Annotated in this window: 23 protein-coding genes; 10 read left to right on the top strand and 13 right to left on the bottom strand. The window is 71.8% G+C overall.

Annotated features, from left to right (window positions below; all coding sequences use genetic code 11):
* The gene (locus ACZ6ZP_RS14030) at positions 1-1173 is read left to right on the top strand and encodes a GTP-binding protein (RefSeq protein ID WP_469406863.1); all 1173 of its coding nucleotides are present in this window, start codon (positions 1-3) and stop codon (positions 1171-1173) included.
* On the opposite strand, the gene ACZ6ZP_RS14025 is transcribed toward ACZ6ZP_RS14030, so the two are convergent.
* Positions 1162-1398, bottom strand: coding sequence for a hypothetical protein (locus tag ACZ6ZP_RS14025; protein WP_351156913.1), 237 nt, complete (start codon positions 1396-1398; stop codon positions 1162-1164). The two genes, ACZ6ZP_RS14030 and ACZ6ZP_RS14025, sit on opposite strands and share 12 nt — an antisense overlap.
* A 7-nt stretch (positions 1399-1405) precedes the next feature.
* Positions 1406-2062 (bottom strand): TNT domain-containing protein, encoded by a 657-nt coding sequence (locus ACZ6ZP_RS14020; protein ID WP_469407258.1) that lies wholly within the window; start codon positions 2060-2062, stop codon positions 1406-1408.
* A gap of 311 nt (positions 2063-2373) precedes the next feature.
* On the opposite strand from ACZ6ZP_RS14020, the gene ACZ6ZP_RS14015 reads away from it, so the two are divergent.
* A complete protein-coding gene (locus ACZ6ZP_RS14015; protein ID WP_399971914.1) occupies positions 2374-4221 on the top strand; it encodes a choice-of-anchor A family protein in 1848 nt (615 codons plus the stop codon).
* A gap of 62 nt (positions 4222-4283) precedes the next feature.
* Here the strand turns inward: ACZ6ZP_RS14015 and ACZ6ZP_RS14010 are convergent, their stop codons facing one another.
* Entirely contained in the window at positions 4284-4973 is a 690-nt protein-coding gene (locus tag ACZ6ZP_RS14010; protein ID WP_469406860.1) for a L,D-transpeptidase, read from the bottom strand.
* 106 nt (positions 4974-5079) lie between these two features.
* On the bottom strand, positions 5080-5466 hold the full coding sequence (locus tag ACZ6ZP_RS14005) for an STAS domain-containing protein (RefSeq protein ID WP_366461617.1): 387 nt from the start codon (positions 5464-5466) through the stop codon (positions 5080-5082).
* A 353-nt stretch (positions 5467-5819) separates the two neighbouring features.
* Here ACZ6ZP_RS14005 and ACZ6ZP_RS14000 point away from each other — a divergent pair, with 353 nt between their 5' ends.
* Positions 5820-7013: a lactonase family protein gene (locus tag ACZ6ZP_RS14000; protein ID WP_469406859.1), complete on the top strand. Its 1194-nt coding sequence runs from the start codon at positions 5820-5822 to the stop codon at positions 7011-7013.
* On the opposite strand, the gene ACZ6ZP_RS13995 is transcribed toward ACZ6ZP_RS14000, so the two are convergent.
* Complete coding sequence (locus tag ACZ6ZP_RS13995; protein WP_361464060.1) at positions 7010-7678, bottom strand: HalD/BesD family halogenase; 669 nt, start codon at positions 7676-7678, stop codon at positions 7010-7012. The genes ACZ6ZP_RS14000 and ACZ6ZP_RS13995 overlap by 4 nt on opposite strands.
* Positions 7679-7763: 85 nt before the next feature.
* Here ACZ6ZP_RS13995 and ACZ6ZP_RS13990 point away from each other — a divergent pair, with 85 nt between their 5' ends.
* Genes ACZ6ZP_RS13990 through ACZ6ZP_RS13980 form a run of 3 tightly spaced genes read left to right on the top strand, consistent with a single transcriptional unit; the run spans position 7764 to position 10941 of the window.
* On the top strand, positions 7764-9392 hold the full coding sequence (locus ACZ6ZP_RS13990) for an alpha-amylase family glycosyl hydrolase (protein ID WP_469406858.1): 1629 nt from the start codon (positions 7764-7766) through the stop codon (positions 9390-9392).
* Positions 9393-9445: 53 nt separating this feature from the next.
* Positions 9446-10138 (top strand): TetR/AcrR family transcriptional regulator, encoded by a 693-nt coding sequence (locus ACZ6ZP_RS13985; protein WP_366461621.1) that lies wholly within the window; start codon positions 9446-9448, stop codon positions 10136-10138.
* 17 nt (positions 10139-10155) lie between these two features.
* Entirely contained in the window at positions 10156-10941 is a 786-nt protein-coding gene (locus tag ACZ6ZP_RS13980) for an SDR family NAD(P)-dependent oxidoreductase (RefSeq protein ID WP_469406856.1), read from the top strand.
* A 16-nt stretch (positions 10942-10957) separates the two neighbouring features.
* Here the strand turns inward: ACZ6ZP_RS13980 and ACZ6ZP_RS13975 are convergent, their stop codons facing one another.
* Both ACZ6ZP_RS13975 and ACZ6ZP_RS13970 read right to left on the bottom strand, forming a co-directional pair.
* Positions 10958-11545: an isochorismatase family protein gene (locus ACZ6ZP_RS13975; protein WP_383816745.1), complete on the bottom strand. Its 588-nt coding sequence runs from the start codon at positions 11543-11545 to the stop codon at positions 10958-10960.
* On the bottom strand, positions 11538-12737 hold the full coding sequence (locus ACZ6ZP_RS13970; RefSeq protein ID WP_351156941.1) for an amidohydrolase family protein: 1200 nt from the start codon (positions 12735-12737) through the stop codon (positions 11538-11540). The genes ACZ6ZP_RS13975 and ACZ6ZP_RS13970 overlap by 8 nt, the downstream gene beginning before the upstream one ends.
* A 215-nt stretch (positions 12738-12952) precedes the next feature.
* Between ACZ6ZP_RS13970 and ACZ6ZP_RS13965 the strand changes: the two genes are divergently transcribed.
* Complete coding sequence (locus tag ACZ6ZP_RS13965) at positions 12953-13243, top strand: DUF1232 domain-containing protein (protein WP_351156943.1); 291 nt, start codon at positions 12953-12955, stop codon at positions 13241-13243.
* Here ACZ6ZP_RS13965 and ACZ6ZP_RS13960 read toward each other — a convergent pair.
* The 3 genes from ACZ6ZP_RS13960 to ACZ6ZP_RS13950 form a co-directional block, all read right to left on the bottom strand.
* On the bottom strand, positions 13214-13933 hold the full coding sequence (locus ACZ6ZP_RS13960) for a DUF2470 domain-containing protein (RefSeq protein WP_351156946.1): 720 nt from the start codon (positions 13931-13933) through the stop codon (positions 13214-13216). The genes ACZ6ZP_RS13965 and ACZ6ZP_RS13960 overlap by 30 nt on opposite strands.
* A 190-nt stretch (positions 13934-14123) precedes the next feature.
* On the bottom strand, positions 14124-14753 hold the full coding sequence (locus ACZ6ZP_RS13955; protein WP_469406855.1) for an MBL fold metallo-hydrolase: 630 nt from the start codon (positions 14751-14753) through the stop codon (positions 14124-14126).
* A complete protein-coding gene (locus ACZ6ZP_RS13950) occupies positions 14753-15838 on the bottom strand; it encodes an S-(hydroxymethyl)mycothiol dehydrogenase (RefSeq protein ID WP_351156952.1) in 1086 nt (361 codons plus the stop codon). Before ACZ6ZP_RS13950 ends, ACZ6ZP_RS13955 begins: the two co-directional genes overlap by 1 nt.
* 182 nt (positions 15839-16020) lie before the next feature.
* Between ACZ6ZP_RS13950 and ACZ6ZP_RS13945 the strand changes: the two genes are divergently transcribed.
* From ACZ6ZP_RS13945 to ACZ6ZP_RS13935, 3 genes are read left to right on the top strand one after another with little or no spacing between them, the layout of a single operon-like run.
* Positions 16021-16803, top strand: coding sequence for an ABC transporter permease (locus ACZ6ZP_RS13945; RefSeq protein WP_351156954.1), 783 nt, complete (start codon positions 16021-16023; stop codon positions 16801-16803).
* A 32-nt stretch (positions 16804-16835) separates the two neighbouring features.
* A complete protein-coding gene (locus ACZ6ZP_RS13940) occupies positions 16836-17381 on the top strand; it encodes a hypothetical protein (protein WP_351156957.1) in 546 nt (181 codons plus the stop codon).
* 42 nt (positions 17382-17423) lie between these two features.
* Positions 17424-17915, top strand: a complete 492-nt coding sequence (locus ACZ6ZP_RS13935) for a glutathione peroxidase (protein WP_351156960.1) — start codon at positions 17424-17426, stop codon at positions 17913-17915.
* Here ACZ6ZP_RS13935 and ACZ6ZP_RS13930 read toward each other — a convergent pair.
* From ACZ6ZP_RS13930 to ACZ6ZP_RS13920, 3 genes are all read right to left on the bottom strand, one after another.
* Positions 17881-18288, bottom strand: a complete 408-nt coding sequence (locus ACZ6ZP_RS13930) for an MmyB family transcriptional regulator (RefSeq protein WP_469406853.1) — start codon at positions 18286-18288, stop codon at positions 17881-17883. The genes ACZ6ZP_RS13935 and ACZ6ZP_RS13930 overlap by 35 nt on opposite strands.
* A complete protein-coding gene (locus ACZ6ZP_RS13925) occupies positions 18233-19060 on the bottom strand; it encodes an NAD(P)H-binding protein (RefSeq protein ID WP_351157971.1) in 828 nt (275 codons plus the stop codon). The genes ACZ6ZP_RS13930 and ACZ6ZP_RS13925 overlap by 56 nt, the downstream gene beginning before the upstream one ends.
* 172 nt (positions 19061-19232) lie before the next feature.
* Positions 19233-19934, bottom strand: a complete 702-nt coding sequence (locus tag ACZ6ZP_RS13920) for a restriction endonuclease (protein WP_351156965.1) — start codon at positions 19932-19934, stop codon at positions 19233-19235.
* Positions 19935-19964: the final 30 nt, after the last annotated feature.

Genomic DNA, 19964 nt, shown 5'->3' with positions numbered 1-19964 from the left:
ATGGCCGGACGCCTGCCGGTGACCGTCCTGTCCGGCTTCCTCGGCGCGGGCAAGACCACCCTGCTCAACCATGTCCTGGGCAACCGCGAAGGCCTGCGCGTCGCGGTGATCGTCAATGACATGAGCGAGATCAACATCGATGCCGCGCTCGTGCGGGGCGGCAACGCCGCCCTCTCGCGGACCGAGGAACGGCTCGTGGAGCTGACCAACGGGTGCATCTGCTGCACCCTGCGCGACGATCTCCTGGAGGAGGTCGACCGCCTGGCGCGAGCGGGCCGGTTCGACTACCTCCTCATCGAGTCCAGCGGCATCTCCGAGCCGATGCCGGTCGCGGCCACCTTCGCGTTCCCGCGCGACGACGGCGCCACGCTCGGCGACCTGGCCCGCCTGGACACGATGGTGACGGTGGTCGACGCCGCGAACTTCCTGCCGGAACTGGCGGGCGGGGACGGTCTGGTCGAGCGCGGTCTCGATCAGTACGAGGAGGACGAGCGCACCGTCAGCGATCTGCTGATGGACCAGATCGAGTTCGCGGACGTCATCGTCCTGAACAAGCTCGACCTCGTGGACGCACAGAGCGCCGAGCGGCTCATCGCCACCCTCTCCCGCCTCAACCCGCCCGCCCGCGTCGTGACCGCGACCCACGGCCGTGTCGATCCCCAGCAGGTGCTCGGTACCGGCCTGTTCGACCTGGAGCGGGCGCAGCAGGCCCCGGGGTGGGTGCGGGAGCTGAACGGTGACCATGTGCCGGAGACCGAGGAGTACGGGATCTCCAGCACCGTCTACCGCGCCGAACGGCCCTTCCATCCGGGCCGGTTGTGGACCTTCGTCACGGAGGGCCTGGACAGCGGGGCCTTCGGCGACGTGCTGCGGTCCAAGGGCTTCTTCTGGCTCGCCAGCCGCCCGAACGTGACCGGTTTGTGGTCCCAGGCGGGGTCCGTGGCGCGCTTCGAGCCGTCCGCGGCACGCGACGCGGGCGACCGCCACGGGCAGGAACTGGTCTTCATCGGGACGCGGTTGCGCGCCGACGCATTGCGCGCGGCGCTAGCCGACTGCCTCATGACCGAGGGCGAAGGCCGTCCGGCACCGGCGGACGACCCGTTCCCCGCGTGGGACACGTACGGCATCGACGAGGCCTGTGAGCACGAGGCCCTCGCCGTCTCACCGCAGTAGGCGCAGCAGCTGCGCGCAGGCCTCCCCCTCGTCCGTGTGCCGGGCGAGGGGGTGGTGCGTTCCGCGTTCGTACGTCCCGGTCTCCCACGCCTCGCCGTCCTCGGTTCTGCGCAGGTAGACGAAGTCGGGGGGCGTGGGGGCCGGTTCGTGGACGCCCTCGATCCAGTAGTAGCCCTCGGCGACACCGGCTGCGCGCAGCGCGGCGGGCAGTCCACGGACGTCCATCGGCGCGCTAGTCGTTCGCGGGCTCGAGGTAGCCGTGTTGGAGCAGCCACTTCACGTTCAGGCGCTGGCCCTCGCCCGGGTCCAGGAAGACCGGGTCGAGCTTGATCTGCTGGCCGCCGCCGGGCTGGGCGAACCAGGGGGCGATGCCGCCCTGCCAGACGTAGAACGGCTTGCTCACCTCGTAGACGCGGTAGTCGCAGGCGACCGCGGCGTCCCGGGTGTTGAGGTTCTGCGGGGGCAGCGCGCGCTCGGCGTACGAGTCGCCCGCGGGGGCCAGGAACGAGCCGAACTCCGACCCGAAGCGGTCGAGGAGTTCACCCTCCTCCAGCTCCTCGGGGTGCTTGTCGATCTGGCCGTTGACCGTCTCGAAGCCGTCGTTCGGCGGATACTTCCAGCTGCCCGTGTCGGCGGGGCCCTCCCAGTACTTCTTCAGGAAGGACGAGGGCGAGAGGCCGCCCGTGCGCTTCCATCCCTTGAGCAGCGGGCCGACCGGCTCCTGCCACTTCTTGGGGAGCCACTTCGGGCCGAGGCGGGCGTCCTTGTGGAACTCGCCGGTGCAGGGCTCGTGCGGCGCCGAGGACGGCGCCCCCGCCGACCCCGCCGACCCCGCCGTCGGCGTCGGCTTCTGCTCCGCCGCCGCCGTCGCGGTGGGCGCGGCCGCCATCGCGGTCGCCACGCCCAGAGCGGCCAGAACAGTACGGATCCGGATCACAGAACTGCGGTCCACTCAGCAACTCCTCGCGTATCCACGGGAAACAAAGACAGCTCGCACACCGTATCCGAGCGGTGGCTGTCAGTGGTCAACTTCCGTCACGGCGAGCCAGAACCGGCCATCGGGTTTCGGGAGCCGCCGTGAGAGTGGAAGTTGGCCCGCTCCCCGGGAGAACGCGGCCTGCCGCACCGAGCCCGGCGGGAGGCTGTCGCAAGCTGCCTGGCGAGGAGCCTTTCCTATCGCCTGAGGAGCTGGTAATCGACATGCTCGGACTGTTCCCAACGCACCGCGCCGGACGCCTGCTGACCACCTTGAGCTGTGCGTTCGCCGCCGCGTCCGTCCCGCTGTTCCCCTCCGGGAACGCCTTCGCGTCAGCCGGTGACCCACCGGCCGACCGGGCAGCGGCCGCGCCGCTTCCGGGAGGCCTCGGGCCCTGCGTCCCGGGCAATTGCCCGCCGGGCCCCTACCCGCCCGTCACCAATGATCCGGTCCGGTTCCGCGACAACGCGATCAACGTCTTCGCGGGCGGCGACTTCCTGGTGCGCGGGAGCGCGGCGGAGGCAGAGGGGCGCGTCGTCGTCCTCGGCGACTTCGACCAGGACAAGGCGGCCGGGGTCAGCGCCGCCTACAACGTCGGCGAGGCGGGCGTCGGCTCCCGGGTCGCGCCGCCGATCGGCTCCGACTGGCTCACCACCGGCGGCCGCGTCACGGTCGGCGCGGGCGAGCGGCTCCTCGCCGAGGGCGGGGTCGTACGCCACGCGGGCGCGGCGAGCGGCACGATCCTGGCCCGGGACGTGACCGAGGACGCGGGCGCGGCGGCGCCGTACACCGCGCTGCGCGGCCAGCTGAACGTGGCCAGCCAGTGCTACGCGCACGGGGAGGCCGGCACGCGCACGCCGACCGGTACGGCCGTGCACGGGGGCGGCGAGACGGTGTTCACCGGGGACGGCACATCGGCGCTCCAGGTGTTCAACGTCGACTTCGACCTGGCCGGTGCGAGCGGCGGGCAGGAGGGCGTCCGGTTCGCGAACATTCCGGACGGGGCGACGGTCCTGGTCAATGTGCTGGGCACGCGGCGGGTCGTGAACACCTACAGCGGCGGCATCGACGACGCGACCGATCCGCTCAACCGGCTGCGGGAGCGCCTGCTGTGGAACTTCCCGGACGCGACGGACGTGGAGATCAAGGGCACCGGGCAGTTCCAGGGCAGCGTACTGATCGGCCAGAACGCTTCGAACACGACGGTCAGCGTGCCCGGCATCAACGGACGCTTCTTCACGACCGGTTCCCTCACCCACACCAGCTCGGCCAGTGGCGGGGGCGGCCAGGAGTTCCACAACTACCCCTTCGTGGGTGACCTGCCCGAGTGCGGGGCCGCCCCGACGGAGACGGGCGTGGTCGAGGTCGCCAAGAAGGACGCGGAGAACGGGAAGGCGCTGCCCGGGGCGGTCTTCGAGCTCTGGCACGAGACCAACGGTGTCCCCGGCGTGCAGACCTCGGGCGCCGACCCCGATGTCCAGGTCGGCGAGCCGTGCACCACGGACGCCCGGGGCGAGTGCGGCCGGACGGTGCCGCTGGGCACGTACTACTGGGTGGAGACCAAGCCCGCGAACGGGTACGACCTGCCGTCACCGGCCTCCTTCGGCCCGCTCGTCGTGACCGCGGCCAACGCGCGTGACGGCGTCAGGGTGACCGCGAAGAACAAGAAGACGCCCGCCAGCGAGACGGTGGGCTCCCTGCACGTCGTCAAGACGGACCGCACCAGCGGCCGACCGCTGGCCGGGGCCGTGTTCGAACTGTGGCGCGAGACCAACGGCAGGGCGGGACTGCAGACCTCAGGGGCAGACCCGGACACCCGCAGGGGGCAGGGCTGCGCCACGGACGGCCGGGGCCGCTGCGACTTCACCAACCAGCCGCTCGGCTCCTACTACCTCAAGGAGACCGCCGTACCGGACGGCTATCGCCTGCCCTCCCCCAAGGTCACCGGCCCCTACCGGCTGACCAAGGAGAACGCCACCGCGGGCGTCACCGTCAAGCTCAGCAATGTGCGGGACGACACGGGCAAGGGGGACAAGGGACTCAAGGGGAAGGGGCAGGGCGGCAGGGGCTGAGCCTCCATCGAGGGCTCGGTCCGAGCCTTGAGTGAGGCCCGGCACCGGCGGCTGACGGCCGGTCAGCCGCCGGTGCCGGGCTTCGTGCCCCACACGTAGATCCGGTCACCCTTGTGCAGCAATCCGTAGAGGCGTTTCGCGTCCGCCACCGTCAGGTTCACGCAGCCGCCCGATCCGGAGGAGAAGAGGTCGTGCCGGGTGCCGTGCAGGGCTTGGCCGCCGTTGAAGAACTGGGCGTAGGGCATGGGCACGTTGTAGATCGTCGAGAAGTGGTCCCGGTGCTTCCAGTAGATCCGGTGCCAGCCGCGCCGCGTCTCCAGACCGTCGCGGCCGCTGCGCACCGGCACCGGCGCGAAGACGAGGCGCTGCCCCACCTGCACCCAGAGGATCTGCCGGGTCAGGTCCACGCAGACCACGCGGTACGCCCGGGAGGGACAGCCTCGGCGGGCCACGGGGTCGCGCCGCGCCTGGTCGGCGACGACCATCCGGTACGTGCGCAGCGTGGCGCGCCCGTCGGCGGGAGAGACGCCGAGCCGCCGCTGAAGCCGGCGGATCGCCGCGCAGTCCTCCGGCGACTGGACCCCGTCGACCGGTCTGCGCAGCTCGCGCTCCAGCTGGCGCTGGTAGGGGGCGGTTCCGGCGGTGCACGGCGGCTCGGGGCGGGCGGCTGTCGCGGCTGCCGGGGCGGCGGGCAGCGCCAGGAGCAGGACGGTCGCGGTCAGCAGGGAGCGCGGGAAGGGGGACGTGGGCATGCGAAGGCCAGGACCTGGACCAGTGAAGGTCCGGCTGTGGCTGCGGCTGAAGGTTCGGCTGGGGCTGCGGCGAATCATGTAATCAGATTTGCCACTTGCTCCCCTTCTAGGCTGGTCTGTTCAGGTTTCCTTCACGGTCGTCGGGCGTGTCCAGGCCGACGGGCATGCTGTCCAGAACGGTGAAACTGCGGTCGAGCCGAGTGATGCGCAGCACCCGCCAGACGCGTGGGCTGCTGCGCACCAGCCGCAGGGAGCGCTGTCTCGCGATGGCCAGGCCCTTGATGCGCACCAGCAGCCGCAGGCCGCCGGCGTCCAGGAAGGACACCTGCCGCAGGTCCACCACCACATCCACGCCTGGACGGTCCAGTAACTCCGCTATGCGCGGCGTGAGTTCCAGGTCCGCCCACGCGTCCAGCTCACCGCGGAACGTCAGAACGATCGATCCGTCCACCACATGGTGGTGCAGTCCAAAGCCCGGGTCGGGCGTACCCATGGTCCACCCCCAATTCCCTACACCCCGCATACGAAGAGTTACGACAACGCGAGCGGCGCGGCCCGGAGGCCGGCGCCCGACGCCGCCGGGGACTGGGGCGGCACCGCGAATGGCACCTACATCTTGCCCGCTCAGGGCCAGTTCATACCTCAGGGTGGTATCACCGGCCACTGCACGGCGCATATGCGCAGCAAGTCGGCCATTGTTACTCTACGTAGTTAACACGTTGTACACCACGCCGATCGAGCGTTGCGCGGAGTGCAACTCGGGTTGCGCCTCTTGATCGTGTGGGTTCTGGGCATCACGCTGTCTGCCACACGCCTCACTACCGACACTTGGATCGAGGAGCGGACATGGCGGCAGGGATGAACGGCGGGTCCGAGGGACGGCCCGAAGCGAGCGGCTGGGGACGGCGCGGGTTCATCGGGGCCGTCGCCGCCACGGCCACCGCCGCCGCCTTCGCCGCACCCGCGCCCGCATCGGCGTCCGCCCTGCTCCCCGAACGGCGCCCGCGCCGCACGGGACGGCTCTTCCTCGGTACGTACACCACCCAGGACGGCGGCGGCACCGGTCTCGGCCTCGCGACGTACGACGAGGCGACCGGGCGCATCACGGACACCGGCGCGCTGACCGGCGTACCCGATCCCTCTTACCTCTGCCTCCATCCCTCGGGCAGGACGCTGTACGCCGTCAACGAGCGGGAGAAGGGAGGCGTGACCGCGGTCGCGCTCTCGCCGTCGGGGCCCGAGGTCCTGGGCGCGCGCGGCACGGGCGGCGGCGGGCCCTGCCATCTGTCCGTGCACCCGAGCGGGCGCTGGCTGCTCAGCGCCAACTATCTCTCCGGGAGCGTGGCCGTCCACCCGATCCAACCCTCGGGCGCCCTGGGCGAGTTGAGCGATCTGGTCGCCCACTCCAGCCCGCCCCCGGGCCCCGGGCAGGACGGGCCGCACGCCCACCAGATCGTGACCAGCCCGGACGGCGGCCATGTGCTCGCCGTGGACCTGGGCAACGACACCGTCTACAGCTACCGCCTCGACCCGAAGAAGGGGAAGCTCACCCAGGTCTCGTACGCCACCGTGCGCCCGGGTGCGGGACCGCGCCACCTGACCTTCCACCCCTCCGGGCGCTTCGCCTACCTGGCGAACGAGCTCGACGACACGGTGGTCGTCTGCGCCTACGACCCCGCGACCGGGCGGCTGACGCCCGGCGCTCCGCAGTCCACCGGAACGGGCGAAGGCACCAGCTATCCGGCGCAGTTGGTCGTCACGCGTGACGGCGCCTTCGCCTTCCTCGCCAACCGCGGGCACAACAGCCTGACGCGGTACGCCGTCGAAGCGGGCGGCGCCCGGCTGCGGCTCCTTGACACGGTCCCCGTCGGCGGCGACTTTCCCCGGCACATCGCCTTCTCGCCCTCGCAGCGACTGCTGTTCGCGGCGAACCAGAAGTCGAACTCGGTGAGCGTCTTCCAGGTGGGCAAGTCCGGCCAACTGCGCCTGGCGGGAAAGCCGTTCGCCGCTCCGCTGGCCGTGTGCGCGCTGCCGCTCTAGGGCGCGTACAACGCGGAGGCCGTCGACGTGCGCGCCCGCTGCCGGTCAGGGGTGGTGTAGGCGAAGTTGAGGACCGTACGACGGATGCCCGGCCTGCGCAGCGCGGTGACGCGGTGGGCCGTGGTGTCGGCCCGCAGGAGATAGCCGTCGCCACTGCGGTGATGCGCCCGCTCGGCGGTGGCGTCCAGGGCGTCGAGGGCGCCGCTGCGCGGGGTGTAGTGCAGCAGCCCGCCGTCGGCCGGGTCGGCGGGCGCCTCGATGAAGAGCACCAGGGCCAGGGGGTAGTCGTCGGTGTGGGCGCCATGGGTGTCGCCGGGCCGGTGCAGGATGTTCAGGACGTGCCGCTCCAGGGGGTCGGCGACCTCGACCGCGGCCAGCGAGGAGACGTCGCCCAGCCAGGCCAGGAGTTCACGGTCGCGGTACAGGCGCGGGATCAGGGTCGACTCCCGGTCGATGGTGTGGCCGCCGAGGGTGGTCATGTGGCGGGGCGAATCGGCCGTCGCCGCCATGGCGAAGTCCCGGCGCACGGCGAGCTTCTCCAGCCGCTCCACATCACGCGTCAGTTCCTCCAGCAGATGCGGCGGAACGAGCGACGGCAGTCGCAGACAGCCCTCGGCGGCGAAGTGATCGCTCAGCGGCGGGGCAGGAATGGGTAAGGAAAGCACCGGGCGGACCTACCCCTGCCCGCATCGGGACAACCGCGCCGCCTCAGCCGTCGTACCCGTACGAGAGAAGGGCCCCGTCCCCGCCATGACTTCGTTTCGTCCCGCCCCCGCCTGGCTCTCCGGCGCCGTCTTCTACCAGATCTATCCGCAGTCCTTCGCCGACTCGAACGGAGACGGCATCGGTGACTTCAACGGAATCACCGCGCGTCTGGACCACCTCGCCTGGCTGGGGGTCGACGCCGTCTGGATCAACCCCTGCTTCGCCTCGCCGTTCCGCGACGCCGGGTACGACGTCTGCGACTACCTCTCCGTGGCGCCCCGTTACGGCACGGACGACGACCTGGCCAGGCTCGTGGAGGAGGCGGGCCGGCGCGGCATCCGGGTGCTGCTCGACCTCGTGGCCGGGCACACCTCCGACCGGCATCCGTGGTTCGTCGCGTCGGCCGACGACCCGCAGGACCACCGCTACATCTGGGCGCCCGAGGGCTGTCCTGACGGTTTCGTGCGGTCCCCGGGGAGCCGCCCCGGCGCGTATCTGCCGAACTTCTTCGACTCCCAGCCCGCCCTCAACTTCGGATACGCGCGCAAGGATCCGGCCGAGCCGTGGCGCCTGCCCGTCGACGCCGAGGGGCCGCGCGCCAACCGGGCCGCGCTGCGCGCCGTCATGGACCACTGGCTGCGCCTTGGCCTGGCCGGATTCCGTGTCGACATGGCGCACTCCCTGGTCAAGGACGACCCGGACCGCAGCGCGACGGCCGCGATCTGGACCGAGCTGCGCGGCTGGCTGGACACCGCCCATCCGGAGGCGGTGCTGCTCTCGGAGTGGGGCGATCCGGCCGTGTCCGTGCCCGCCGGGTTCCACGCCGACTTCTTCCTCCAGTTCGGCGGCCCCACCAACGGCGGCCCCCTGCGCTCCCTGTGGAACAACGGCGAGGGCACCGACGACACGGCGTGGGACCCCGTCGACTGCTTCTTCGACCCGAGCGGCAAGGGCTCGGCCCGTACGTTCGTCGAGGCGTGGCAGGCGGCCCATGAGGCCATGGGGGACGCCGGGCATGTCTCGCTGCCCACCTCCAACCACGACTTCTCCCGCCTCAACTGCGGCCCGCGCACCGCCGAGCAGCTCCCGGCGGCGTTCGCCTTCCAGCTCACCTGGCCCACGCTCCCGGCGATCTACTACGGCGACGAGATCGGCATGCGCTACGTCCCGGGCCTGCCCGACACCGAGGGCAGCGTGCTCGGCCCGCGCTACAACCGGGCGGGGTCGCGCACGCCGATGCAGTGGGACGACGGCCCGAACGCCGGGTTCTCCACCGCCCCGGCCGACCGCCTCTACCTCCCCCTCGACCCCGACCCGCTCCGCCCCACCGTCGCCGCCCAGCGGGCCGACGAGACCTCGCTGCTGCACCTCGTGCACCGCCTGATCGCCCTGCGCAAGTCCACCCCGGAGCTGGGCCCGGACGGCTCGGTGGAGGTGCTGCACACCGGCTACCCGTTCGTGTACGTCAGGGGCGGGCGCCACCTCGTGGTGATCAACCCCCGCGGCGAACCGGCGGCGTTCACCACCGGCCTCGCGGCCGGGAGGGGACCGCGGGCGCTGGAGGCGGCGGGCGTGGAGGCCGCGGGCGGCGCCGTGACGGCGCGGGGCTTCGGGTACGGCGTCTTCGATCTGCGGCATCCCCTAGCCGCCGCCTCAGCCGCCGCCTCTGATTGAGTCCCGACGGGACAGGTGTCCCATTGGGACATCATGGGTGTACAGTCGAAGACATGAACAAGGCGACGGAATCCGGCCCAGGAGCCCCGGCCCCGGGCCGGAGCGACCCGACCGGCCGGGCCGGCGAGGACCGCAGGCAGCGCAAGGCCCGGCAGACCCGGGAAGCGCTCGCTGACGCGGCCATCGACCTGATCCTGGAGCACGGCCTCGCGGCCGTCACCGTGGAGGCCGTCGCCGAGCGCGCGGACGTCACGCGCCGCACCTTCAGCCGTCACTTCGGCAGCAAGGAGGCCGCGGCGCTCGACTTCACCCGCGCCGACGGCGACCGCATCAACGCCGCCCTGCGCACCCGCCCCGCCGACGAGCCCCCGCTGGCCGCCTATCGCGCGGCGGTGCGGGAGTGGCTCGCCGACCCGCGGACCCCGGGGCTGCATCGCAGGTCCCGCACGCGGGCGCTGCTGGCGCTCGTCGACACGGAGCCCGCGCTGTTCGCCGCGTACGAACGCGTCCGGGTCGACGCCCAGGACGAGTCCGTCCGGATCATCGCCGACCGGCTCGGCACCGACCCCGTCCGGGACCAGCGCCCGGCCGTCGTCGTCGGCGCCGCCGCCGGAGTGCTGACCGCCGCCCTGCGCAGCTGGGCGCGCGGCGGGCACGAGAACGACGCAGACCTCACCGCGCATGTGGAGCGGGCCTACGCCGTTCTGACCGAGGAGGCCGCCGTCGCGGCCCCCCACATCGGATGAGGAAAGTGAAGAGCACCATGAGCACCACCCCCGCCACCACCGTCCCCGACTACGCCACCGAGTTCGCGGGCAAGACCGCCCTGGTCACGGGCGCCGCCTCCGGCATCGGCCTGGCCACCGCCCGTCGCCTGGGCGCCGGTGGGGCGAACGTCGTCATCGCCGACCACAACGCCGAGGGCGCCGAGAAGGCCGCCGCGCAGCTGCTCGCGGAGGGCATCAAGGCCGCCGCGGTCGCCGTGGACGTCACCGAGCCCGCATCGGTCGAGGCCGCCGTGCGGTTCGCCGTCGACACGTTCGGCGGGCTCGACCTCGCGGTGAACAACGCGGGCATCGGCGGCGAGAGCAAGCCGACGGGCGCGTACGACATCGATGTCTACAACCGCGTGATCCGCACGAACCTGGACGGCGTCTTCTACTCGATGCGCTACGAACTGCCCGTCCTGGAGGCCGCGGGCGCGGGCGCCATCGTGAACGTCGCCTCGATACTGGGCTCCGTCGGCTTCGCCGGCTCCCCCGCCTACGTCGCCGCCAAGCACGGCGTCGTCGGCCTCACCAAGACCGCCGCCGCCGAGTACGCGGCCAAGGGCGTCCGCGTGAACGCGGTCGGCCCCGGCTTCATCGAGACCCCGCTCCTGCAGAACATGGACAAGGAGGCGTACGACGCCCTCGTCTCCCTGCACCCGGCGGGCCGCCTCGGTCACTCCGAGGAGGTCGCCGAGCTGATCGTGTTCCTGCTCTCGGAGCGGGCCTCGTTCATCCACGGCAGCTACCACCTGGTGGACGGCGCGTACACCGCCCGCTGATCCCCCGCGGTCGCCATCAGGCCAACGGCTTGGTGAAGTCGACGTCCTGGGCCCTCGCGACGATCTCGACCTCGTCGCCGAGGGCCCATTCGGCGACCCGGGACGCCATCGCCGCCGGGACCACGTCACTGATGCCCTCGGCGGCCGGGATGTCGTACGTCGCGTGCGCGTCGTGCGGCAGGACGACACGGAAGTCCAGCTCCAAGGCGGTACGCGCGGTCGCCAGCACGCACATCTCGGACTGCACCCCGCAGATGGCCAGGTCGTGCACGCCCGCCTCGGCGAGCAGTTCCGCGAGCCCGGTCTCCTCGAAGCCGTCGTCGACGCTCTTGCGCAGGACCTTCTCGCCCCGGTCGGGGTCCGTGGGGAGGTGGATGCGCCAGCCGGGGGTGCCGGGTTCGTCCACGCTTCCGGGCTCGCCGTCGTTCTGGAGCTGGACGACGAGGGCGCCCGCCTCGCGGGCCCGCGTGATCAGGTCGGTCGTCCGGTCCAGGACGCGGGCCGCTTGGGGCACGGCGCCGTCCCCGGTGACGAAGGCGGACTGCATGTCGACGACGATCAGTGCCTGGACGGGTTTCGTGGGAGATGCCGATGACTCACTCATGGTCCACCAGTCTGCCGTTCGCCATGATCAGGCGGACATCGCCCAGGGCCTCCACGTCGGTGAGCGGGTCGCCGTGCACCGCGATGAGGTCGGCGCGGTAGCCCGGCGCCAGGCGTCCGACGTGGTCGGCGATGCCCAGGGCGTCGGCGGCCTCCGTGGTCGCCATGTCGATGACGCGGCCCGGTTCGATCCCCAGGTGCTGGTAGAAGCCCAGGCTCTGGGCCAGGCCGTCGCAGCCGGCCCGCTGGACGCCCGCGTCCGTCCCGGCGATCAGCCGTGCGCCGTGCTCCGCCATCGTGCGGACCTGGTCGAACATCTCCTTGGCCCGTTCGGCACCGAAGAACATCGGCAGCATCCGCCAGTTCGGGCTGACGGTGGGGCAGATCCGGATGCCCTTGTCGACGATGGCGTCCAGGACGTCCTCGCGCAGGCCGAGGCCCTTGCGCGTCATCCAGGTGCAGTGCTCGATGGTGTCGACGCCCGCCATGACGGCGGCCACGATCCCCGCGGTGCCGTGGGCGTGGGCGGCGACCGGCAGCCCCGCCCGGTGCGCCTCACGGACGATCACACGGATCTGGGGGGCGTCGAACTGGGCCTGCCAGGTGGCGGGGCCACCCCGGGTGAGGCCGCCGCCGGTGGCCATGACCTTGATGACGTCCGCGCCGAGCTCGGCGTTGCGCCGCACCAGGGCGCGGATCTCGTCCTCCCCCTCGACCTCACCGCCCAGGAACCAGCAGTGGCCGCCTTTGGTGGTCAGGGGCGTGGTGGCGGCGACGATCCGCGGGCCCGGCACCCGGTGAGCGGCGATCGCATCACGCAGCCGCAGGGTGAGACGGCCGCGGTCGCCCAGGTCGCGCACCGTGGTGACACCGCTGCGCAGGAACCGCAGCGCCCGCTCCTCCATCGCCGCCATGAGGGTGGTGTCGCTGTGCGCGTCCAGGACCGCGACGGGGTCCTTGCTCGCGTCGAAGACCAGGTGGACGTGGGCGTCGATGAGTCCGGGCAGCACCGTGGCGTCGGGCAGCGCGTACCGCTGCGACACGCCGCGTGCCAGGGGCTCGACATCGGCCCGGGCGCCCGCGGCGACGATGTCCGCGCCCTGGGTCAGTACGGCGCCGTCCGTGACGTACCGGCCGCGCGGCCCGGTCAGAACCCGCCCTGCCGTCAGCAGCGTCTGGCTCGTCTGGCTCATCTCTGCCTTTCCCGGAAGGAGTTGGAGGAGCTGGCGGTGGTGCCGGCCTCCATCGTCCGTCATGGGAGGGCGAGTGGTCCGTCGAAGGAGGGCAGAAGGTCACTCACGGAAAGGCGGGACGGGATGTTCGCGCGGCGTCCCGGGGGTACCCATAGCCTGGGCCGAGTGCCCGCACGGGATGTCTCGGGACGTCGCAGGACGGAGGTCAAGGTCTGATGAGCACGGAAGTCACGGTCCTCCTCGTTGCCGGCGCGATCCTGGTGGCCGCCACACTCGCGGTCGCGATCGCGCTGCTCGTACGGCTGATCCGCACGCGCCGGACGCTGCGCGCGGCGGGGCTGCCGGTCGAGCGCCAGTGGGTGTTCTGGGGCGCGGTCGCCTATCTCGTCCTGCCGGCCGATCTGCTGCCCGACCCGGTCTTCCTCGACGACATCGGGGTGCTGGTGCTGGCGCTGCGGTCGATGCGGTCGGCGAATTCAGGCGTCGGGAGCCGAGGGGCGCAGTAGGGGTCGGCGCAGGTGCCGGGCTTTGGTCAGCAGGAGGTGCATGCGTTCGGTCACCTGGGTGACGTCCTCGACGGGCTCGTCGAAGGCCAGCCGGACGTCCGCCTGGCTGCGGGCCTTCTCCAGGCGCAGCGTGAGGGCGTAGCGGTCGATGGCGAGCGGGCGTACGCGCACCACGCCGTGCAGGCTGTCCGAGCACACGAGCCGGGTCAGCTGCTCGACGGCGTCCTCGTGCGCCTCGGCGAGGTGGGTGAGCAGCCGTGCCTCGGCCTCGGCCAGCGGGTCGGGTGCGGCCAGGGCGAGTTCGTCGAGGTCGATGCCGATGCGGCCGCCGGTGGAGTCGTGCAGCACGGCGCAGGTCGGGGCGAAGACGAATCCCTCGCCGTCGGGCACCAGTGACCCCGAGAGCCACAGCCGGGCCCGGATGCGGTCCCTGACCGGGACGGGGGCGACATCGGCGAACTCCACCAGCGTGGAGGGTTCGCCGCGCGGTGCGCAGATCATCGCGGTGGCCAGCGCGCTGTCCGGGGGCGGTGACAGCAGGAGGATGCCCTCCGGCGTGACGCTGTGCGCGCCGACGAGTTCATCCCTGCCGATCTCCGTGGTCACCGCACAGGACCAGGCGGTGGTGAGCAGTGAGCGAGCGCGTGCCGCTGCAGTGGGCACGGTCGTGCTGGCGTGACGGACACCCATCCTTCAACCTCCATTAGGTAAGCCTTGCCTAACTTATCGGAGATCGTGGATCAGGGCCAGTACGCGGAAGGCCCCGCGCGGCGAACCACGCGGGGCCGGTCGGACGAACCGGGCAGGAGCCCGGTCGCGTACGTCAGTTGATGCGGCCGGTGGCCGCGGGTGGCGCGGTCGGCGGCCTCGTTCGGCGCGGTCAGTGACCGCGGGCGATCCACTCCTCCAGGTGCGGCGCCTCCGCGCCCACGGTCGTGCTGTCGCCGTGGCCGGTGCGCACCTCGGTCTCCGGCGGCAGCGTCAGGAGCCGGTCCCTGATCGAGTCCACGATCGTGGGGAAGTCGCTGAACGAGCGGCCCGTGGCGCCGGGCCCGCCCGCGAAGAGCGTGTCGCCGGTGAAGACCGTGGCGAGCGCGGGCGCGTAGAGACTGACGGCGCCCAGGCAGTGGCCCGGGGTGTGCATGACCTGCAACCGCGTGCCCGCCACGGTGAGTTCCTGCCCGTCGGACAGCTCGCCGTCGGGGGCACGGTCGGGGTGGGTCTGCTTCCACAGCTCCGCGTCGGCGGGGTGCAGCAGGATCGGCGCGCCGGTGCGGGCGGCGAGCGCGGGGGCCGCGTCGATGTGGTCGTCGTGGGCGTGCGTGCACACGATGGCGACGACCCGGCGCTCGCCCACCGCGGCCGCGATGGCGTCCGCGTCGTGCGCGGCGTCGATGACGACGACCTCGCTGTCGTCGCCCACGATCCATACGTTGTTGTCGACGTCCCAGGTGCCCCCGTCGAGGGAGAATGTGCCCGAGGTGACCAGGTGGTCGATGCGCGCGGCCATCAGAGGACCACCACCGAACGCAGGACATCCCCGTGGTGCATCCGCTCGAACGCCTTCTCCACGTCCTCCAGCGCGATCGTCTCCGTGACGAACGCGTCCAGGTCGAGGCGACCTTGCTGATAGAGGTCGATGAGCATGGGGAAGTCGCGCGAGGGCAGGCAGTCGCCGTACCAGCTCGACTTGAGCGCGCCGCCGCGCCCGAAGACGTCCAGGAGCGGCAGGTCGATGCGCATCTCCGGTGTCGGCACCCCGACCAGGACGACCGTGCCCGCCAAGTCGCGGGCATAGAAGGCCTGTTCGTAGGTCTCCGGACGGCCGACCGCCTCGATGACCACGTCCGCGCCGTTGCCGTCGGTCAGCTCGCGGACCGCCTCGACGGGGTCGGCCGAGCGGGAGTTGACGGTGTGCGTGGCGCCCAGGCCCTTGGCCGTCTCCAGCTTCTTGTCGTCGATGTCGACGGCGATGATCTTCGCGGCTCCGGCCAGGCGCGCGCCCACCACCGCCGCGTTGCCCACACCGCCGCAGCCGATGACGGCGACCGAGTCGCCGCGGCCCACGTTGCCCGTGTTGATGGCGGCGCCGATACCGGCCATGACCCCGCAGCCCAGGAGCCCCGCCGCGGCGGGCGAGGCGGCCGGGTCGACCTTGGTGCACTGCCCGGCGGCGACCAGGGTCTTCTCCGCGAAGGCGCCGATGCCGAGCGCGGGCGAGAGCTCCGTGCCGTCGAGAAGGGTCATCTTCTGCTTGGCGTTGTGCGTGTCGAAGCAGTACTGGGGGCGACCGCGCAGGCAGGCGCGGCACTGGCCGCACACCGCACGCCAGTTGAGGATCACGAAGTCGCCGGGCGCGACCTCCGTGACACCGTCACCGACCGACTCGACGATGCCCGCCGCCTCGTGGCCGAGGAGGAAGGGGAAGTCGTCGTTGATGCCGCCCTCGCGGTAGTGCAGGTCGGTGTGACAGACCCCGCAGGCCTGCACCTTCACCACGGCTTCCCCGGGCCCCGGATCCGGCACGACGATCGTCTCGATCCGTACCGGCTCGCCCTTCGCGCGCGCGATCACGCCCTGTACCTGCTGCGCCATGAGGTCAGCCCTTCTTTCTTCCGGCGTTGCTTGCTCGTCCGGCAACACATGTTCTTCCCGCATCCTCACAGACCGGGCCCGTCCGCGACGACCCCGGACGCACGGGTTCCGATCTCCGGTGCGTTCCCGGTTCCGATCTGTGTTCCGATCTGTGCGGCGAGATCGCCGCCTAGGGTGGGCGCGTGCGCGATCTCGCTGCTCAGGCTCTCCTTCCGGTGAACGCGACGCTCGGCGTGGCGCTCCTCGTCCTGCTGCTCGCCGCGGCCACGACCGCCGCCGTGTTCCGCCTCTCCCCCGACGGCTCGCACGGCAGGGCGCGGGAGATCCTCGTGGCCGGGGTGCGGGCGGCCGTACAGCTGGGTGTGGTGTCCCTGGCGATCGGCTGGGTGATCCACCACGTCGTGGCGCTCTTCGCCTTCCTGCTCCTGATGTTCGCCGTCGCCGCGCGCACCGCGGGGCGACGCATCACCGCCAACGGCAGCTGGTGGTGGGCGGCGCTGCCGATCGCGGGCCCGGTCGTCCCGGTGGTGACCTGCCTGGTCCTTGCGGGACTCCTGCCGGTGCGCGGCATCGCCATGATCCCCGTGACGGGCATCCTGATCGGCGGCGCGCTGACCGCGACGGTGCTGGGCGGGCGCCGGGCCCTCGGCGAACTCGACTCCCGCCACGGCGAGTTCGAGGCAGGTCTGGCCCTCGGCCTGCTCGACCGGGACGCCCGACTGGAGGTGATCCGCCCCGCCGCGTCGGACGCCCTGCTCCCCGGCCTCGACCAGACCCGCACGGTGGGCCTGGTCACGCTGCCCGGCGCCTTCGTCGGCATGCTCCTGGGCGGCGCGTCACCCGTCCTGGCGGGCGCGGTGCAGTTGTTCGTCCTGATCGCCCTCATGGCGGTCCAGGCGATCGCGGTGGCCACGACCGTCGAGCTGATCGCCTGCGGCCGCCTGAACCGGCGAGCCATCATCTGATGGCAACCATCTTGGAACGACGAGGGGGGACCATGTCGCTTGCAGACCAATTGCCGGCACTGATCGGCGTCGTAGTGGGTTCCGTGGGTTCCTACGCGGCCCAGAGCCTGACCGAGCGGCGGAAGTGGAAGATACAGAAGCTGGAGCGGTGGGACGAGAAGCGGTTCGAGACGTACAGCCGCTACGGAAACGTCCTCAAGGCGCAGCTGCGGATCGCGTGGCGCATCGGCGCGGCCCTGGGGTACGCGGACGTGACCGACCCCCTGGAGCCGGAGCGCGGCTTCGCCGACCTGGCCGAGGCCGAGTCCCAGCGCGCGGCCGAATGGGAATCGATGCTGCTGGTCGGAGACGCGTCCACGATCGCCGCGGCCCGGAAATGGCACGAAGCGGTATGGGGCATAGAACTACTCGTACGGGAAGGCGTCAGCGCACCGAGCGACTGGACCAAAGCACACCAGATAGCCAGTGCGGCACGGGACCAGTTCTACGAAAGGGCACGCACCGACCTCGGCATCGGCGGAGCTCCCCCGCCCTCGGGACAATGGCCACGCCAATGGCGCGCCGAACTGTCGACGTAGGCGACGCAAAGGCCGCGGCGTCCGAAGCGTAGGCTCCGGATCATGTCTGTCTATGACGCAGTAAAGATCGAAAGCCTGCAAGGCGGTCCGGCGAACCTGGATCAGTACCTCGGCAAGGCCGTCCTGATCGTCAATGTCGCCTCCAAGTGCGGGCTCACCCCGCAGTACGCGGGTCTGGAGCGGCTGCACGAGCAGTACGCGGGCCGTGGCTTCACCGTGCTCGGTGTGCCCTGCAACCAGTTCATGGGCCAGGAGCCCGGTACGTCGGACGAGATCGCCGAGTTCTGTTCGGCGACGTACGGCGTGACGTTCCCGATGACCGAGAAGGTCGACGTGAACGGCGACGACCGGCACGCGCTGTACGGGAACCTGGTGGGCACGGCGGACGCCGAGGGGCACACCGGCGACGTCCGCTGGAACTTCGAGAAGTTCCTCACTAACGCTGACGGCGACGTGGTGGCCCGCTTCGGTCCGAAGACCGAGCCGGACGCTCCCGAGGTCATCGCCGCGATCGAGGCGAACCTGCCGAAGTAACCCCTACGGCCTCGTCCTCGCGCGGCGCTACGAAAGGCCCGCGAGGGCGTCGGCCTCCGCGCTGCCCTCCTCGGCCCTGAACACGTGCACCACAAGCCCCGTCTCGCGGGGGCGCGGCCGGCACGTGCAGGGGCTCGCAGTCCAGGGTGAGCAGCCCGGCCGCCGGGTGCCTCAGCCGCCTGCGGCCCGCCGCGCACATCAGGGCCTCCCCGATGCCCCAGATCCGCCGGAACTCGGGGCTGAGCGTGGCCAGTTCGGTGACGATGGCGGGCGGTATCCACGGCCGCCTGACCTGCCGGAGGACCGGTTCGCGGCGGTTATTTGAAGGCGGCCCCGTTCCGCGCCGCCCACTCGGCGAACGTGCGGGGCGCACGGCCAAGGACGTGCTCGACGTCAGGGCTCACCCGCTGCTCCTCGGGGAACGGAGTGCCCAGGATGGCCAGCGTGGCGTCCACCACCTGCGCGGGCATGAACCGCACCATCTGCGCCCGTGCCTCCGCCCGGCTCTGCTCGACGAACCGCACGGGCTCGCCCAGCGCGTCCCCGATCGCCGCCGCCTGCTGCCGGGGCGTGACGGGCGCCGGGCCGGTCAGTACGTACGTCGCACCGCCGTGGCCGCCGTCGAGCAGCGCGGCGGCCGCGACCTCCGCGATGTCGAGCGGATCGATGACCGGCAGCGCGACATCGCCGAACGGCGCGGCCACCTCCCGCCGCTCACGGACCGCATCGGCCCACTGGTAGGCGTTGGAGCCGAAGCCTCCCGGGCGCAGCACCGTCCATTCCAGGCCCGACCGCTTGACGGCGTCCTCGAACACCGGCGGGTGCCGCAGCGACCCGACGCCCTGCGAGGACAGCAGGACGACCCGCCGGACGCCACTGGACCGCGCGGCTTCGAGGGCGCCGTCGATGCTTCCGCCGCCGAGCACCAGGTCCCCGGAGGTCAGCAGGAACAGCGCGTCGGCGCCGTCGAGCGCGGGTTCGAGGCCCGCGGGGTCGGCCACGTCGGCCTGTCGATGCCGGACGCCTTCGGGTACGTCCGTCGCCGTTATCCCGCGCGAGACGGCCGTGACCTGTTCACCCGCCTCGGCGAGGGCCTGTACGAGCGGCCTGCCGACGTTGCCCGTCGCTCCGGTCACCACGATCATTCTCGCTCCCATGAGTCGTTCTCCCGAGTCGTTGTGCGCTGAGTGCGCTGAGTGCGCTGACTCGATGGAAGCTATCCGCGCAGGTGCAGTAGGTACCTAGGGGAAAGTATTGGGGAGAGGGGGTTTTCGTGACCGAGCTCACAACTCCCTTGGCGGGTGGGCCCGTACGCAGCTATCCGTACGTCTTCCTCCAGCGCACCCGGTGCCGGTTGTCCCCCTGGCCCGCGCCGCCGAGCCCGATCAGTGACTCCAGCGCGGCCCCGCTGTTCCACAGGCCCACGTGGTCGCGGTGCAGGGTGGCGATGCCGTTCCCCGTCGCGAAGGTCTGGGCCTGGCGGCTGAATCGCGCGGTCGTCACGCAGATCGCCACGTCGGCCCCGAAGTGCACGCGGGAGCCCAGGAGATCGCGCAGATCGCGTGCGGCGACGGTGCGGCTCGGTGCGTACCGCTTGCACTGGATGATCATGGACCGGCCGTCCGGGAGCCGCCCGACCACGTCGGCGCCGTTGTCCCCCGCCCCGCCCACGCGGCGCACCTCGGCGCAGCCGTCCCTGCGGCAGAGTCCGGCGACCAGCTCCTCGAACCGGGTGCCCGTCATCGCGTCCACCTCGGCGAGCGTCCGGTGGCCCGCGCGTACCGCCTCCTTCTCCCGCCAGGCCCGATCTCCCCGGCGTGCCTGGCGGTCCGTGCGCCACAGCCACCACAGCACGGCGCCGAGAAGGCCGAGGATCAACGCCCCGGCCACGTAAGGCCGCAGGGGCGACCAGAGCAGCATCAGTTCCAGGGCCAGGATGCCGCCGAACACCGCCACCGGCTTCCACAGCGCCTTGTGCCGTTTCCGCACCGCGCTTCGCCGTCCCCGTCGAGCGGCCATCCGAGCCCCCTCCGCCGTCCCTGCCCAGCA

The sequence above is a fragment of the Streptomyces sp. NPDC054047 genome, from assembly GCF_055585065.1.
The sequence above is the reverse complement of the archived record's forward strand: the minus strand, read 5'-3'. Positions and strand labels throughout refer to the sequence as shown.

Coding starts and splice junctions, on each gene's coding strand:
- ACZ6ZP_RS14030 (WP_469406863.1), top strand. CDS start 1: ATGGCCGGACGCCTGCCGGTGACCGTCCTGTCCGGCTTCCTCGGCGCG.
- ACZ6ZP_RS14025 (WP_351156913.1), bottom strand. CDS start 1,398: ATGGACGTCCGTGGACTGCCCGCCGCGCTGCGCGCAGCCGGTGTCGCC.
- ACZ6ZP_RS14020 (WP_469407258.1), bottom strand. CDS start 2,062: ATGGCGGCCGCGCCCACCGCGACGGCGGCGGCGGAGCAGAAGCCGACG.
- ACZ6ZP_RS14015 (WP_399971914.1), top strand. CDS start 2,374: ATGCTCGGACTGTTCCCAACGCACCGCGCCGGACGCCTGCTGACCACC.
- ACZ6ZP_RS14010 (WP_469406860.1), bottom strand. CDS start 4,973: ATGCCCACGTCCCCCTTCCCGCGCTCCCTGCTGACCGCGACCGTCCTG.
- ACZ6ZP_RS14005 (WP_366461617.1), bottom strand. CDS start 5,466: ATGGGTACGCCCGACCCGGGCTTTGGACTGCACCACCATGTGGTGGAC.
- ACZ6ZP_RS14000 (WP_469406859.1), top strand. CDS start 5,820: ATGGCGGCAGGGATGAACGGCGGGTCCGAGGGACGGCCCGAAGCGAGC.
- ACZ6ZP_RS13990 (WP_469406858.1), top strand. CDS start 7,764: ATGACTTCGTTTCGTCCCGCCCCCGCCTGGCTCTCCGGCGCCGTCTTC.
- ACZ6ZP_RS13985 (WP_366461621.1), top strand. CDS start 9,446: ATGAACAAGGCGACGGAATCCGGCCCAGGAGCCCCGGCCCCGGGCCGG.
- ACZ6ZP_RS13980 (WP_469406856.1), top strand. CDS start 10,156: ATGAGCACCACCCCCGCCACCACCGTCCCCGACTACGCCACCGAGTTC.
- ACZ6ZP_RS13975 (WP_383816745.1), bottom strand. CDS start 11,545: ATGAGTGAGTCATCGGCATCTCCCACGAAACCCGTCCAGGCACTGATC.
- ACZ6ZP_RS13970 (WP_351156941.1), bottom strand. CDS start 12,737: ATGAGCCAGACGAGCCAGACGCTGCTGACGGCAGGGCGGGTTCTGACC.
- ACZ6ZP_RS13965 (WP_351156943.1), top strand. CDS start 12,953: ATGAGCACGGAAGTCACGGTCCTCCTCGTTGCCGGCGCGATCCTGGTG.
- ACZ6ZP_RS13960 (WP_351156946.1), bottom strand. CDS start 13,933: ATGGGTGTCCGTCACGCCAGCACGACCGTGCCCACTGCAGCGGCACGC.
- ACZ6ZP_RS13955 (WP_469406855.1), bottom strand. CDS start 14,753: ATGGCCGCGCGCATCGACCACCTGGTCACCTCGGGCACATTCTCCCTC.
- ACZ6ZP_RS13950 (WP_351156952.1), bottom strand. CDS start 15,838: ATGGCGCAGCAGGTACAGGGCGTGATCGCGCGCGCGAAGGGCGAGCCG.
- ACZ6ZP_RS13940 (WP_351156957.1), top strand. CDS start 16,836: ATGTCGCTTGCAGACCAATTGCCGGCACTGATCGGCGTCGTAGTGGGT.
- ACZ6ZP_RS13935 (WP_351156960.1), top strand. CDS start 17,424: ATGTCTGTCTATGACGCAGTAAAGATCGAAAGCCTGCAAGGCGGTCCG.
- ACZ6ZP_RS13925 (WP_351157971.1), bottom strand. CDS start 19,060: ATGATCGTGGTGACCGGAGCGACGGGCAACGTCGGCAGGCCGCTCGTA.
- ACZ6ZP_RS13920 (WP_351156965.1), bottom strand. CDS start 19,934: ATGGCCGCTCGACGGGGACGGCGAAGCGCGGTGCGGAAACGGCACAAG.